15 protein-coding genes are annotated in these 14,370 nt (G+C 56.2%); 6 read left to right on the top strand and 9 right to left on the bottom strand.

Going from position 1 to position 14,370, the window contains the following annotated elements; translation table 11 throughout:
• The first annotated feature begins 104 nt into the window (after positions 1-104).
• Genes ppc through C2U68_RS17625 form a run of 5 tightly spaced genes read left to right on the top strand, consistent with a single transcriptional unit; the run spans position 105 to position 7,806 of the window.
• The gene (ppc, locus tag C2U68_RS17645; RefSeq protein ID WP_140913784.1) at positions 105-2,903 is read left to right on the top strand and encodes a phosphoenolpyruvate carboxylase; all 2,799 of its coding nucleotides are present in this window, start codon (positions 105-107) and stop codon (positions 2,901-2,903) included.
• 27 nt (positions 2,904-2,930) lie between these two features.
• Positions 2,931-4,589 carry an ABC transporter ATP-binding protein gene (locus C2U68_RS17640; RefSeq protein WP_140913783.1) on the top strand — a complete coding sequence of 553 codons (1,659 nt, stop codon included), beginning with the start codon at positions 2,931-2,933 and terminating at the stop codon, positions 4,587-4,589.
• Position 4,590: 1 nt separating this feature from the next.
• A complete protein-coding gene (locus tag C2U68_RS17635; RefSeq protein ID WP_140913782.1) occupies positions 4,591-5,946 on the top strand; it encodes an HlyD family secretion protein in 1,356 nt (451 codons plus the stop codon).
• Positions 5,943-7,355 (top strand): TolC family protein, encoded by a 1,413-nt coding sequence (locus C2U68_RS17630; RefSeq protein WP_140913781.1) that lies wholly within the window; start codon positions 5,943-5,945, stop codon positions 7,353-7,355. The genes C2U68_RS17635 and C2U68_RS17630 overlap by 4 nt, the downstream gene beginning before the upstream one ends.
• Before the next feature lie 10 nt (positions 7,356-7,365).
• Entirely contained in the window at positions 7,366-7,806 is a 441-nt protein-coding gene (locus C2U68_RS17625; protein ID WP_140913780.1) for a hypothetical protein, read from the top strand.
• Positions 7,807-7,828: 22 nt separating this feature from the next.
• On the opposite strand, the gene C2U68_RS17620 is transcribed toward C2U68_RS17625, so the two are convergent.
• From C2U68_RS17620 to C2U68_RS17600, 5 genes are read right to left on the bottom strand one after another with little or no spacing between them, the layout of a single operon-like run.
• Positions 7,829-8,143, bottom strand: a complete 315-nt coding sequence (locus tag C2U68_RS17620; protein WP_140913779.1) for a non-heme iron oxygenase ferredoxin subunit — start codon at positions 8,141-8,143, stop codon at positions 7,829-7,831.
• 34 nt (positions 8,144-8,177) lie between these two features.
• A complete protein-coding gene (locus tag C2U68_RS17615) occupies positions 8,178-8,921 on the bottom strand; it encodes a class I SAM-dependent methyltransferase (protein WP_409563865.1) in 744 nt (247 codons plus the stop codon).
• Positions 8,922-8,948: 27 nt separating this feature from the next.
• Entirely contained in the window at positions 8,949-9,344 is a 396-nt protein-coding gene (locus tag C2U68_RS17610) for a hypothetical protein (RefSeq protein WP_140913777.1), read from the bottom strand.
• Positions 9,345-9,350: 6 nt separating this feature from the next.
• Positions 9,351-9,806: a Fe-S cluster assembly sulfur transfer protein SufU gene (gene sufU / locus C2U68_RS17605; protein WP_140913776.1), complete on the bottom strand. Its 456-nt coding sequence runs from the start codon at positions 9,804-9,806 to the stop codon at positions 9,351-9,353.
• Positions 9,806-11,029 (bottom strand): cysteine desulfurase, encoded by a 1,224-nt coding sequence (locus C2U68_RS17600; protein WP_140913775.1) that lies wholly within the window; start codon positions 11,027-11,029, stop codon positions 9,806-9,808. Before C2U68_RS17600 ends, sufU begins: the two co-directional genes overlap by 1 nt.
• Positions 11,030-11,109: 80 nt before the next feature.
• Here C2U68_RS17600 and C2U68_RS17595 point away from each other — a divergent pair, with 80 nt between their 5' ends.
• Positions 11,110-11,670 carry a Uma2 family endonuclease gene (locus C2U68_RS17595; RefSeq protein ID WP_140913774.1) on the top strand — a complete coding sequence of 187 codons (561 nt, stop codon included), beginning with the start codon at positions 11,110-11,112 and terminating at the stop codon, positions 11,668-11,670.
• A 20-nt stretch (positions 11,671-11,690) separates the two neighbouring features.
• Here C2U68_RS17595 and sufD read toward each other — a convergent pair whose 3' ends face one another.
• From sufD to C2U68_RS17575, 4 genes are read right to left on the bottom strand one after another with little or no spacing between them, the layout of a single operon-like run.
• Positions 11,691-12,995 carry a Fe-S cluster assembly protein SufD gene (gene sufD, locus C2U68_RS17590; RefSeq protein ID WP_140913773.1) on the bottom strand — a complete coding sequence of 435 codons (1,305 nt, stop codon included), beginning with the start codon at positions 12,993-12,995 and terminating at the stop codon, positions 11,691-11,693.
• Positions 12,992-13,741, bottom strand: a complete 750-nt coding sequence (sufC, locus tag C2U68_RS17585) for a Fe-S cluster assembly ATPase SufC (RefSeq protein ID WP_140913772.1) — start codon at positions 13,739-13,741, stop codon at positions 12,992-12,994. The genes sufD and sufC overlap by 4 nt, the downstream gene beginning before the upstream one ends.
• A gap of 39 nt (positions 13,742-13,780) precedes the next feature.
• The gene (locus C2U68_RS17580; protein WP_140913771.1) at positions 13,781-14,023 is read right to left on the bottom strand and encodes a DUF2442 domain-containing protein; all 243 of its coding nucleotides are present in this window, start codon (positions 14,021-14,023) and stop codon (positions 13,781-13,783) included.
• Entirely contained in the window at positions 13,995-14,240 is a 246-nt protein-coding gene (locus C2U68_RS17575) for a DUF4160 domain-containing protein (RefSeq protein ID WP_260839390.1), read from the bottom strand. The genes C2U68_RS17580 and C2U68_RS17575 overlap by 29 nt, the downstream gene beginning before the upstream one ends.
• Between the last annotated feature and the right edge of the window lie 130 nt (positions 14,241-14,370).

Below are 14,370 nucleotides of genomic sequence, written 5' to 3'. Positions count from 1 at the left end.
TAATACATCGCTATTTTCTATGAAATAAATTTATTTATCCGATTTTACTATTTTTTTAACAAGGCATATCTTTTGATCAAGACAAATTTTTTGCGAGACTACCCATGACCACCGCCCAGACATACGACGACAAAGCCCTGCGCAGCAACTTCCGCTTACTGAAACAAATTCTGGCGCAAGTACTCAAGACCGAAGCCGGCCCCAACATCTCCGGCATGGTCGAGCAACTGCAACGCCAATTCGCTGCGTTACAGCGCGACAACAGCGCCAGCCGCCGCCGACAGTTATCGGACACGCTGAACAAACTGCCGCCCGAGGCGCAAACCGAAGTGATCCGCGCCTTCAGCATGTTCTTCAGTCTGCTCAACATCGCTGAGGAATCAGCCAACTTGCACCAGCGCCGGCGCCTGGCCGAAAACGACAAGCACTTTTGGCCGGGCTCGTTCCACGATACCTTACTGAATTTGCGTCAGGCCGGCGTGGATGTCGCCCAATTGCAATGTTTACTCGATAATTTGAGCTATATGCCGGTGATGACCGCGCATCCGACCGAAGCCAAGCGGCGGGCGGTACGCGGCGCGTTGCGCAACATTTTCCTCAGCCACGAGAAACTCGACGACCCGCGGTTGAAAGGTTATTTCCGGGCCGAAGTGCTGGAGCGACTGCACAGCCAGATCCAATTGCTGTGGAAGACCGACGAGGTACGCGCCCGCGGCATGGGCGTAGTCGACGAGATCGACGCCGGCTTGTATTACTTTCCGTTGTCGTTGTTCGAAGCCACCGCCCGGGTGTACCGCAATTTCCAGCGCGCCCTGCATGACGTCTACGGCGCCGACGCCGCCGCGATCAAAGTCCCCAATTTCCTCAGCTTTGGTTCCTGGATCGGCGGCGACCGCGACGGCAACCCTAACGTCAAACCGGAAACCACCGCGCTGGCTTTGCGGATGCAGACCCGCACCGTCTTGCAAGCCTACATCGCCCGCGTCGCTGCGCTACGCGAACAACTGTCTTATTCGTACGGCTTGTGCCAACCCACTGCAGCGTTTTTGCAAAGCCTGCAACACGAACGCGAGCTGCTGGGCGACGTTGCAATTCCATTGGAACTCAGCTGCCGCCAAGAACCCTACCGGCACAAATTGAGCTTAATGAAATACCGGCTGGAAGCGGCATTGAACCGGGTCGAACAGCGCATCGAGCAAACGTCGGGCGCCAGCGATATTCACGCCTACGCCGGCGCCCCGCAGTTTTTAGCCGATTTGCGGCTGATCCGCGAGTCATTGATCAGCCACGGCGATCAAGCGGTAGCCGACCTGGAGCTGCTGGACTTGATCCGGCTGGTCGAGACCTTCGGTTTCCATCTGATGCAGCTTGACGTGCGCCAGGAATCGACTCGGCATAGTGATGCGGTGGCGGAAATATTTACCCTGGCGTTGCAAATCGACTACCACAGCCTGCAAGAATCGGAACGCTTGCAATTGTTGGGCGAAGCGATCGCCGCGCCCGGCAGCTTGAGCTACGACAATCAGCTGGTGAGCGACGCCACGCGAGAAACGCTGGAAGTGTTTCAAGTCATGGCCGACATGCGCCGGGAAATCGGCGCCGACTGTTTCAGCCGCTACGTGATTTCGATGACCCACTCGGCCAGCCACATCATGGAGGTCTTGCTGTTAGCCGCACAAACCGGCCTGGCCGGCCGCATCGGCGGCCGTTGGTATTGCCATGTCGGCGTGTCGCCCTTATTCGAGACTATCGAAGATTTAAGCCATATCGACACAGTTTTGCGCACCTTGCTGGCGCAGCCGGTCTACCGCGCGTTGCAACAGGCTTACGGCCAGCGTCAGGAAGTGATGTTGGGCTATTCCGATTCCTGCAAGGACGGCGGCATTCTAGCCTCGGCCTGGGGCCTCTACCGGGCTCAGCAACTGGTCATGGAAATCAGCGACAGCGAAGGCATCCCCTGTCGTTTATTCCACGGCCGCGGCGGCACCGTCGGCCGCGGCGGCGGCCCCACCCACCAGGCGATTCTGGCGCAACCGCCGGCTACCGTGCGCGGCCAGATTAAATTCACCGAGCAAGGCGAGGTGTTATTCTACCGCTACAACAATATGGAAACCGCGGTCTACGAATTAACCATGGGCATCACCGGCTTGATGAAAGCCAGTGTCAGCCTGGTGCAGCCGGTCGCCCCGGACCGGGCCGAATCGCTGGCGATCATGAGCGAATTAGCGGCCCTGGGCGAGCGCGGCTATCGGCAATTGACCGAACATACGCCCGGTTTCCTGGACTATTTTTACGAAACCACGCCGGTCACCGAAATCGGCCAACTCAACATCGGCTCGCGGCCGTCGCACCGGAAAAAGCAGGATCGCTCGAAAAAATCGGTGCGGGCCATCGCCTGGGTCTTCGCCTGGGCCCAATCCCGGCAGACCTTCCCGGCCTGGTACGGTATCGGCTCCAGCCTGGAAAATTGGTGCGCCGGCAAACCGGAGCGGCTGAAAACTCTGAGCGAGTTATACTGCACCTGGCCGTTCTTCCGGAATCTGCTGAGCAACGCGCAGATGGCATTAAGCAAATCGGATATGGACATCGCCCGCGAGTACGCCGCCTTGTGCGCCGATCCGGAAGTCGGCAAGCGTATCCATGGCTTGATCGCCGCCGAGCACCGCCGTTGCGTGGACTGGATTCTGGAAATTGCCGAAAGCGACAAACTGCTGGCCGATAATCCGGAGCTGGCTGCTTCTTTACATCGGCGCAACGATTATCTGGGTCCCTTGAACTTTTTGCAGGCCGATCTGCTCAAGGCGGTCAGACAAACGGAAGACAATGGCGAAGAAATAGCCGCGATGAAGCCATTGCTACGTACCATCAACGCTATCGCGGCCGGTATGCGCAATACCGGCTAATCTTGCTAGTCCGTTACGGAGAACACTATGGCTACATCAAATCCGCTACACCGCCTGAAACAGCTCATGCTGGCCGAACGCGAGGACATTGGCTCGTTGCTGGCCTACGGCGTCGGTATCGGTTTGATGTCGCTGGCCACGCCGATCGCGGTACAGGCACTGGTAAACACCATCGCCTTCGGCGCGCTGTTGCAACCCCTGGTGGTATTGACGCTAATCCTGCTGGTATTGCTGTCATTCAGCAATACTCTGGTGGCGCTACAGTTTTACGTCGTGGAGATGCTACAGCGGCGGCTGTTCGTACGCTTATTCGGTACATCGGCCCAACGCTTACGCAACGCTGTGATGTCGGTGCGCGACCACCAGTACTTGCCGGAGCTGGCCAATCGCTTCTTCGACGTGGTCTCGCTGCAAAAGACCGCCGCATCCTTGCTGCTGGAAACCCTAGGTTATCTGCTGCAAACGCTGATCGGCATGATATTGCTGGCGTTTTACCACCCTTTGCTGCTGGCCTTCGATTTATTCCTGGTCGCAGCCCTGTACTTGATTCTGTTCGTGATGGGCAAACGCGGGATTCCGACCGCGATCGAACAATCCAAAGCCAAATACGCGGCCGCCGCCTGGCTGGAAAATATCGCCGCCAATCCCTTGCTCGGCAAAAGCCGGGCTGGCGCCGAGTTCGTCGACCAGCAAACCGAAAAGTTCGCCCACCACTACCTCGAAGCCTGCGTTGCTCACTTCCGAATTCTGTCCAGGCAGAACATAGGCGCTCTGGTGTTGCATACCCTGGCCAACACCGCCTTATTGGGCATGGGCGGCTGGATGGTGATCGAACGCCAGCTCAGCCTGGGCCAGTTGATTGCCGCCGAGTTGGTGGTCAACGCCATGGTCTACGGCCTGACCCGACTCGGCAAAAACCTGGATAACTTCTATGAACTGGTCGCCAGCGTCGACAAGATCGGCTATTTGCTGGATCTACCACAAGAAACGGCGCAAGACGGACAACCGGAAATTACCGAGTCTGCCTACCGGCTGGAAATCCGCCAACTCTGTTTGCCGGACAGCCCTTACTGCGACGGCGCCAACGGTCTGGATTTGCTTTTAGCTGCCGGCGACAAACTGGCGATAAGCACCGGCGCCGAACGCGGTAGCTTGCTGGATACCATCTGCGGCCTGCGCACTCCGAGCGCCGGCCAGATCTTGTTGAACGGCCATGACTTACGGGATTTGAACCTGGGCCAATTACGCGACCACGTCTCTCTGGTTCGCCATACCGAGCTGGTAGAAGCGACAATTGCCGAGAACCTGAGCCTGGGACGTGATTTACCGTTGGTAAAGCTTCGCCAAGCCCTGGAACAAGTCGGCCTGCTGGAGACGGTTTCGGCGCTGCCCGAGGGCATGCAGACCGAACTTTGTCCGCAAGGCGGCCCGCTGAACGACGAACAAGCATTACGACTGACCCTGGCACGGGCCATCGCCGGCAACCCTAACTTGTTGTTGATCGACAAGGCTCTGGACCGCATCGACACTCGTTATCTGCCGGTTCTGCTCGAAGCATTAACGGCGCCCAATGCGCCATGGACTTTACTGGTCGTCAGCCACGAGCCGCTGGTGTTGGCGCACTTTCGGCGCCAAGTCATGCTGGCCGATGGCCGTTTGGTCGAAAACGATACCAAGGGAGAATGATATGCACAGCAACACCGATGACTGGCTAGCCAACACCGGATTGGGCGATTTGCGCGACGCGATCACCGCGCCGATCGCCGGCAAAATCGCCCGTTCCTTGTTGTTGCTACTACTCGTGCTGCTGATCCTGCTGCTACTGACGCCGTGGCAGCAGAACGTACGCGGTATCGGCCGCGTCGTCGCCTATATCCCCGGCGACCGCCAACAAACCGTAGGCGCTCCGGTGGAAGGCCGCATCTCGCGCTGGCTGGTCAAGGAAGGCAGCCGGGTCAAGGCCGGCGAAGTGCTCGCCGAGTTACGCGACAACGACCCGCTGTTGCTGCAACGGCTCGAAAGCGAACGCCAGGCCTTGCTCGGCCGGCAAACCGCGATCGACAACCGGGTGGAAACCTTTCGGGAACAATTGCGCATGGCCGAACAGGCCCGCCCCCAAGCCCTGGCCGCAGCCGAATCGCGACTGGAAATGGCTCGTCAACGCCAACGCCAAGCCGCACAAGGCGCCGAAGCCGCCAGTGCAGCCCGCTTGACATCGTCCTTGAATTTGACCCGCCAACAGACATTGCAAGACAAAGGTCTGGCCTCGCGGCGGACACTGGAGCTGGCGCAGCTGGAAATGGCACAACGTAGCGCCGATCTCGACCGCGCCCACGCGGCACTGGCGGCATCCAAGAGCGAAGTCGACGCGGTGGGCGCCGATCTGCGCAAATTGACCGCCGACACCACGGCCAGCGTCGAAAAAGCCCGCGCCGAGCTGAATAAGGCTATCGAAGACCAGAATTATTTGCGCGCCGACTTGCTGAAAGTGGAAACCCGTCTGGCTCGTCAGCAAACCCAAACCATCACCGCACCGCGCGACGGTACGGTATTGCGCTTGCTGGCCAACCCGAATGCGGAAATGGTCAAGGCCGGCCAGCCGCTGGCGATCCTGGTGCCGGACACCGACCAGCGCGCGGTGGAATTGTGGGTCGACGGCAACGACCTGCCGCTGATCGTCTCCGGCAGCAAGGTACGGCTGCAATTCGAAGGTTATCCCGCCATCCAGTTCGGCGGCTGGCCCGAATTTTCGATCGGTTCGTTTGGCGGCCAGGTAGTGCTGATCGACGCCACCGACGACGGCAAGGGGCATTTTCGGATCCTGGTGCAACCGGATCCGGACGACATTCCTTGGCCGGAAGTGCGCTTTCTCCGCCAAGGCGTAAGGGTCAACGGTTGGGTCTTGCTCGGCCAAGTCACGCTGGGCTACGAATTGTGGCGGATCTTCAACGGCTTCCCGCCGCTGGTATTGCCGGAGCCCGAAGTCAAGGACGCCGGTAAAGGCGATGACAAGAAAGCCGATAGTGGCGAGAAAAAAGAATGAAAACCAGAGCAGCGATTCTGATCTTAGTCTGGTTGCCGCTGCTGGCCTCGGCGGAGCCAGCGCCCGCACCGCGGCCGCTGGCTTTGGCGGAAGTGTTGGACGCGGCTTTGCGGGCGTTTCCGGGCTTACTGGCGGCGGAGCAGCGTAAGCAAGTCGCCGACGGCGAGCTGCAAACCGCAGAAGGCGGCTTCGATACCTTATTGAAATCGCAAAACCGCTGGTCGGTGGCCGGTATGTACGAGAGTCGCAATTACGATGTGGTGATCGAACAACCGACGACCCTTTGGGGCGCGACTTTTTTCGGCGGCTGGCGGCGCGGCACCGGCCAATATCCGGTCTACGAAGGCAAAAGCCAGACTGCGGACGACGGTGAGGCGCGAATCGGCGTCAACATCCCGTTGTGGCGTAACCGCGAGATCGACCGCCGCCGCGCCAGCCTCCAGCAGGCCGAACTCGGCAAATTGATCGCCAACCACGAGTTCGATCAAGTCTTATTGGAAGTGCGCCGCCAGGCCAGCCACCGCTATTGGGACTGGGTCTTGGCCGGTCTGCGCGCCCGCACCGCGACGCAACTGCTGCAAATTGCCGAACAGCGTAACGACGGCATTCTGCAGCGAGTCGCCGCCGGCGATATTCCGGATTTCGAAGCGCTGGACAACCAGCGGGCCATCATCGAGCGCCGCGAGCGACTGGTTGCCGCCAAACGTATGCTGGAGCAAAGCGCGATTCAATTGTCTTTGTATTGGCGCGACGCCGACGGCCAACCGCAATTGCCCACCGACGAGTTGCTGCCGAGCGGCTTTCCGGAACGCGAGCCGAAAATTGAAGCGGATTTCGAAAACGCCGCTCATTTGGCCCGCAGCCAACGACCGGAATTGAAACGTTTGGAATTGCAGAGTCAGCAGACCGAGACCGAACTGGCTTTGCAAAACAACCAGCGCAACCCGGCCGTGGATTTCTCGGTGATGGGCGCCAGCGATATCGGTTATGCCAAAGAAAAATTGAACCGCGACGAACTCTATCTGGGTTTGAATGTCGATATACCGCTACAACAACGGGTCGCCGGCGGTCGGGCGCAAACGGCAGCGGCGAATTTAAAGCGTCTGCGCTGGGAGCGTACCGGCACCGAGGACAGGATCAATGCTGAAGTGAAGGATGTGCTGTCAGCCTTGAACGCCGCCCGCCAACGGCTAACGCTGAGCGAACAGCAGCGGCAAGCGGCCCGTCAGTTGGAGGAAGGGGAACGCACTCGCTTCGAATGGGGTGAAACGACTTTGTTATTTGTCAATCTACGTGAAATAGCCAGTGGCGACGCGACGCTGCAAGCCGCCGATGCGGCAGCCAGCCTGTTCAAGGCCCATGCCGACTTTCAGGCCGCGGTCGCCGCACCTTTGGATTACGCACAATGAGGTGATGAGTATGATTAGAAAGTTTGATAGAGCCGATTTTTCTAGAACAACGGTAGTTAAGACTTTGGTGTTGGTCGGCGGGTTAATCGTCTGCGTCAAATTCCCTGTCGAAACTTTGCACTTTTTCGGCGTGGCGGTTCATACCGTTTACGAAAGCGTGGCCTTTGCCATTGAAGAGTTGTTGACGCACGTTTTCGGTTTCAGCAAGTTCCAGGCGCAAATGATCGTGTTTTATAGCAGTTGCGCCATCGCTGCCGGCGTTTTGTACCGGATCGTCCGACACTTGCCGATCTGGTTGCAGCGGGCGAAACGCTACTGCATAGGATGCTGCGTGCGCTTGCGGGAACGCTGGCAAAGCTATTGGGAGATGTTGCCGGTGTTGCAGAAAACGCAGTTGTTGGTAGTGGAATTCGCCTTTTTGGCCGGTAGCGTCGGCTATATGTTGGTTTGACAACCAGCCATTTCGGCTCGCCTCATTCCGGCGCGGCGACCTGGAGCCGACCGGCCTCGACCCGCACCGGAAACGTGGCCACATCCTCGTAGGCGGGCGCGCATTTAACCTGGCCGGTCTTGACGCAAAACCGGGCGCCGTGGCGCGGACAGACGATTTCGTCGCCGTCCAGCTCGCCGCTGGCGATCTCGGCGCCGTCGTGGGTGCAGACATCGGCAATCGCGTAAAACTCACCGCCGATGTTGAACACGGCAACGTCGTCGCCGTCGACTTCCACAACTACATGTTCGCCGTCGGCCAAGGCCGAGGCAGCCACTAAGTCAATCCACTCTGCCATGCTGTTCTCGCTTGTTTGGTAACACGACTTTCGTCTATTTCAAATACACATCGTAACGGAGCAGTTTGCCTTGCAAACTCTCACTCGGCTTGCCGCCCAACGGTTCGGCATAATCCGGGCTTTTGACGACCACCCGTTTGCCGGTCGCGGCCCAAGCCGCATCGAACAATTGTTGCCTATCCAAATCATCGCCGAGAATATCGCGCAGAATCGCCATCGACTTGCGGGTCGCCGCCGACTGCTTGCGCTTGGCGGGAAACATCGGATCGAGATAAATGCAGTCCGGCGCTTCCGGCAGGTTCGCCATTAACTCGATGGCGTTACCTGCCAATAAGGTTGGCGGTTTGAGTTCGCGCCGCAGCACCCAGTCTTTTTGCGCCAAACGTTCGAAACCGTCTGCAATCAACGCCGCCATTACTGGCGAACGCTCGATGCAAGTCACTTGATAACCCATCCGAAACAAGGCCAGACTGTCTTGGGCCCAACCGCAGGTGGCATCGACCACGGTATGGCTTTTCTTACCAACCGCCTGCGCCAGTAAATCTTTTTTCGGGGCGGGATAGGAATGTTGCTCGCCGGGACGCGGATCGATTTCAACTGCCAGTCCGCCTTTTTTCAGGTTTTGTCGGTCCAGCAGTTTTAGGCAGCCGTCGCGATAAGTTAAGAAATAAACGCAATTGTCGGTCTGATCTGAACCGTTATCCAGAATGATCGCTTCTGCTGTAGAAACCAATTGACGCAATTTAATATCGGCGTTTTGTTCGCCCGTCAATATCAAACCAGTTTTTTCCAACCCTATCATGAGTTAGGGGTTAACATTCATTTCAATGACTATTGGCAAACTAACCCAATCGCATGTAGGAGGCGCTTTAATCGTGAGTCCCCTTACCGCCCACGAAAAGCATCCTGCAGTGGCTGTTTTTGGCTGGTAATCCACATTTATAAATCTCCCAGCTAGATCAATATCCGCCACCAATGAAAAACGTTCAGTACTGGCTTTGGGTTGTTTTAAACACTCTTGCATCTCTGGCCCCAAAGCACCGATAGCCGGATAGAACGTTTCGTTGAAATATTGCTTTGCTGAAGGATTAGCCTCGATTCTTTTCGCTAAAGCTACTCGTTCATCAAAAGACAGAACTTTGCTGTCTGCAAAAACCTTTGTCGTTAGCAGTAAAACAATAAACCACCGAGAAATTGCCATCCGAGACTATTCCGTCGAAACCGCTTCCTGTTGATTCTTCAAAGCCGCATCCAGCGTATGCCAAGCCAAGGTCGCACATTTGACCCGCGCCGGATATTCGCGGACGCCGGCCAGTACCGCCAGTTTGCCGATCGCTTCCAGGTTGATGTCCTCGGTCTTGCCGGTGGTCATTTCGTGGAACTGCTTGAACAAGGCTTCGGCTTCGGCTTCGCTCATGCCCTTGATAATCTCGGTCATCAGCGACACCGAGGCGGTGGAAATCGCGCAGCCGGACCCTTGGAAACTGGCATCCTGAATCACATGGTCGACGCCGATTTTCAAAAACAAGGTGAGTTTGTCGCCGCACAGCGGATTAAAACCATCCACCCGCCTGTTCGCGTCATCCATGATGCGGAAATTGCGCGGGTTGCGGTTGTGGTCGAAGATGACCTCTTGGTATAGGTCGCGTAATTCGTCAAACATTAGCCAAACACCTCAATTAGGGACTTGATGCCTTGCATCAAAATATCGATTTCTTGCCGGGTATTGTACATGGCAAATGACGCGCGCGCCGTGGCCGGCACGCCGTAAAAATCCATGACCGGCATCGCGCAATGATGACCGGCGCGCACGGCGATACCCAAGCTGTCCAGCATGGTGCCGATGTCGTGCGGGTGGATGTGGTCCAGCGTGAACGACAGGATGCCGCCCTTATGCTCGGCTTGGCCGATGATATTCAGGCCTTTGATTTGCCGAGCTTGCTCGGTGGCGTAATCCAGCAATTCAGCCTCGTAAGCGGCAATGTTATCCATGCCAATCGCGCTGACGTAGTCAATCGCGGCACCCAGCCCGATGATTTCGGCAATCGCCGGGGTACCGGCTTCGAATTTGTGCGGCAGTCCGGCGTAGGTAGTCTTTTCGAAGGTCACTTGCCGAATCATGTCGCCACCGCCTTGATACGGCGGCATCGCTTCCAGCAGGGCTTGCTTGCCGTACAACACGCCGGTGCCGGACGGGCCGTAGAGTTTATGGCCGGAAAATACGTAAAAATCGCAATCCAGCGCCTGGACATCGACCGGCATATGCGGAATCGCCTGAGCGCCGTCCAGCAGCACTGGGATATTTTTAGCGTGGGCGACTGCGATGATTTTCTCGACCGGATTGATACTACCCAGCGCATTGGACATGTGGGTGATGGCGACCAATTTGGTGTTGGCGTTCAATTGCTTTTCGAACTCGTCAAACAGCAATTCGCCTTGCTGATTGATCGGCGCGACTTTTAAAACGCTGCCTATCTGCTGGCACAGCATCTGCCAAGGCACGATGTTGGCGTGATGTTCCATCGCACTAATCACGATTTCGTCGCCGGCTTGCAACTGCGAGCGCCCGTAACTCTGCGCAACCAAATTGATCGCTTCGGTCGCACCGCGCACGAAGATGATTTCTTTTTCGCTGTTGGCATTAATAAACGCCCTGACCTTTTCCCGTGCCGCCTCGAAGCGATCCGTGGCCCTGACGCTGAGCGTGTGCACACCGCGATGGATGTTGGCGTACTCGTGGCTATAGGTATGCACGATGGCATCGATCACCGCTTGCGGCTTTTGGCAACTGGCGGCATTGTCCAGATAAACCAGGGGTTTATTGCGGATCTTTTCACCGAGGATGGGGAAGTCGGCGCGGATGTGTTCGATTGGAAATGTGCTCATCGCTAACTGTTTGGTTTAATTGATTTCGTCTTTTCTAAACACTAGAATCGATTCAGTCGATTCGTTCATTGGATAAAACTATGGTCGCCGTTTTCCCGCAAAAACACCTCACCGACATCGCCGAGTGGCATCGCATGGGCGAGGCCGGGATTTTTCCGCCTGAAAGCCGATTAGAACTCATTGAAGGAGAAATTCTCACGATGGCACCGATAGGATTCAACCATGCCGGACATATCAATCGTCTGAATCATATCCTCAACCGTTTATTGGGCGATCAGGCCGTGGTTAGCGTTCAAAATCCGATTCAACTCGGCGATTTGTCGGAGCCGGAACCCGATTTTCTGCTGCTGAAGCCGAATGCCGATTTCTACACCACCCGCCACCCAAATGCGGTCGATGTATTGTTACTGATCGAAGTTTCCGACAGTACCTTGCGTTTCGACCGCGAGCAAAAGCGCCGTCTGTACGCTTCGCATCAAATCCCCGAGTATTGGATCGTCAATCTGATCGACAACTGCCTGGAAATCTACCGGCAACCCGACGATGGCGATTACCAGGAGCAAACGACCTTAGCCAAGGCCGACACTGTCAATCTGGTTGCGCTGCCGGGCATCCAAATCCAAGTGGCGGACATCCTGTAGGGGCGAATGATTATTCGCCCCTACAAACTCATCGCCGGAAACCGCGCCAATAACTCCTGCAATAACAAGCCCTTCAACTCGGCATTCTCAACCTTATCCGCCATTTCATTGGCAAAAGCAAAGGTCAAAATGTTTCGTGCGGTTTCCGCATCGACGCCGCGCGATTGCAGATAAAACACCGACTTTTCTTCCAACTGGCCGACGGTAACGCCGTGCGAACATTTGACGTCGTCGTTGTAAATTTCCAGTTGCGGCTTGGTATCGACCTCGGCATCGGCCGATAGCAACAAATTGCGGTTGTTCATTTCCGAATCGGTATGTTGCGCGCCTTCGGCGACCACCACCCGGCCCTGAAACACACCACGCGCCTTATCACCCAGGACACCTTTATAAAACTCGCGGCTGATACCGTGCGGTTGTAAGTGGTTGATGCGCGTGTGGTTGTCCAGATGCTGGCGACCGCTGGCGACGAACAAGCCGTTCAAGGTGCATTCCGACGCTTTGTCCAGATCGCTATGAATGTCGCTACGCGCCAGCAAACTGCCGAGCGCAAAATTGTGGTGAGCAAAACGGCTATCCGGCGCTTGCTTGACGTAAGTACCGCCAAAGTGCTGCGCCTTGGCGGCTTCCAATTGCGCTTTGTAGAAAGTCAAACCGGCGTTGCGGCCCAACAGACATTCGTTGACCGACACCGTGAAATAGCTGTCGGCACTGCCGACGTAAGTCTCGATGATTTCCGCTTCGGCCTGGTCGTTGACGAGGAACAGATTGCGGCTGACGGCCAGCGCGTTGGCCTCGGTCACCACGTGCAGAACCTGCAACGGTTTATCCAATTGCTGCTTGGCGGCAACCTCGATCACGACACCATCGGCGAACCAGGCGGCGTTGAACGCGACCAGATTGTGTTCGCTACTGGCGACCGCTTGGCCCAATTTATCGGCGACAGACTCAGGATTTTGCGCCAGCACCTCGACCAAGCTACGCACGCTGACGCCGTCGTTCAAACCGGACAAAGCCGACAAACCGGCAACATAGCGACCGTTAACCAGCACCACGCTATAAGCGTCTTCCAGGCGGTATGGCTGTAACCACGCCGCGTCAATGCCCTGTTCCGCAACCGGCGCGAACACGGTTTTGTTCAACGCCGACAGATTGGTGTAGCGCCATTCTTCCTCGCGAATATTGGGAAAACCGCGCTCGGCAAAGGCAGCCAAACCTTCGGCACGCAGTTGCTGCAACCATGGCAGATCGACACCCGGCAACGACGGTGCCAAGTCTTGATAGGCCGCCAAATAAGAATAAGCTGATTGTTCGGCGGCGATCATGCGGCTTGCCCTTCCAGCCAGCTGTAACCTTTTTCTTCCAGCTCCAACGCCAGCTCCGGCCCGCCGGACTTGACGATCTTGCCGTCCGCCAACACGTGCACTACGTCGGGTTTGATGTAATCCAGCAGGCGTTGGTAATGGGTGATCATCAAGAACGAACGCTCGGCGGCACGCAGCGAATTGACGCCGTCGGACACAATCCGCAACGCGTCAATGTCCAGGCCGGAATCGGTCTCGTCGAGGATGCACAATCTCGGCTCCAGCACTGCTGCCTGCAAAATCTCGTTACGCTTCTTCTCGCCGCCGGAAAAACCTTCGTTGACCGCGCGGTATAGAAACTTCTCGTCCATCTGCAGCAACTTGACCTTGCTTTTGACGATGGTCAGAAAATCCATCGCATCGACTTCCGGCAGGCCCTTGTGCTTGCGCATCGCATTCAGGGCCGCTTTCAGCAAATAGATGTTGCTGACACCCGGAATCTCGACCGGATATTGAAACGCCAGAAACACGCCCTCGCGGGCGCGAATTTCCGGGTCCATCTCCAGCAAATCCTTGCCGTCGTAAGTCACGCCGCCTTCAGTGACGCTGTAACCGGGTTTGCCGGACAGCACGTGCGACAAGGTGCTCTTGCCGGCGCCGTTAGGGCCCATGATGGCGTGAACTTCGCCTGGGTTTATTTCCAGGGTTAGGCCTTTTAAGATGGGTTTGTCGTTGATGGTGACGTGGAGATTTTTTATGCTGAGCATACGTTTTGTACCTAAAATTAAAATTCTGACTGCCTTTGATCAGGCTGCGTGTTGTATTGTCGTTTTTAGAGCAAACTGATAAAGCGTTTTTGGCTCAACATCCGCTTTGCCGTCATTAAACTCCAGACATCCCCATTCAGGATCAATCTTGGCCGTTTTTACTTGATCCGGAGAAACGTATTGGCCAATTAAATCCTGCAAATTTACTTTAAAGGTCTGGCCATTTTCAAAAGCGAGCTCAAAACTGTAACCGTCAAGATATTGAAATTGTTTGAGTTTCATTTCTGTTACTCCAAAGGGGCAATACTGTGAAAATTTTGGCCCACATAGCTATCAGCTCGTCTTGATGCAATTCGGCCCATCCTCGAACTAATGCGCGGCATTTTCTGGGAATGCCACCTTCAATGATATTCAAATTCTCCAACTCCATAACCGCCTGATATTCGCCATATTTGATATGTATATGGCGAGGCGGATGTTCGCTGTCGATCAAGAACATCCGAATAATGATTCCGTAGAAGCGGGATATTTCTGGCATTGATTTTTTCAGTTCTTCAACAATTAGTGTCGCTATCGCGACGGCTATTTAACGTCGGGTCTCGGCCCGACAGCCGAGATACTTTCTTTTG

The sequence above is a fragment of the Methylomonas koyamae genome, from assembly GCF_006483455.1.
Taxonomy (GTDB): Bacteria; Pseudomonadota; Gammaproteobacteria; order Methylococcales; family Methylomonadaceae; genus Methylomonas; species Methylomonas koyamae_B.
The sequence above is the reverse complement of the archived record's forward strand: the minus strand, read 5'-3'. Positions and strand labels throughout refer to the sequence as shown.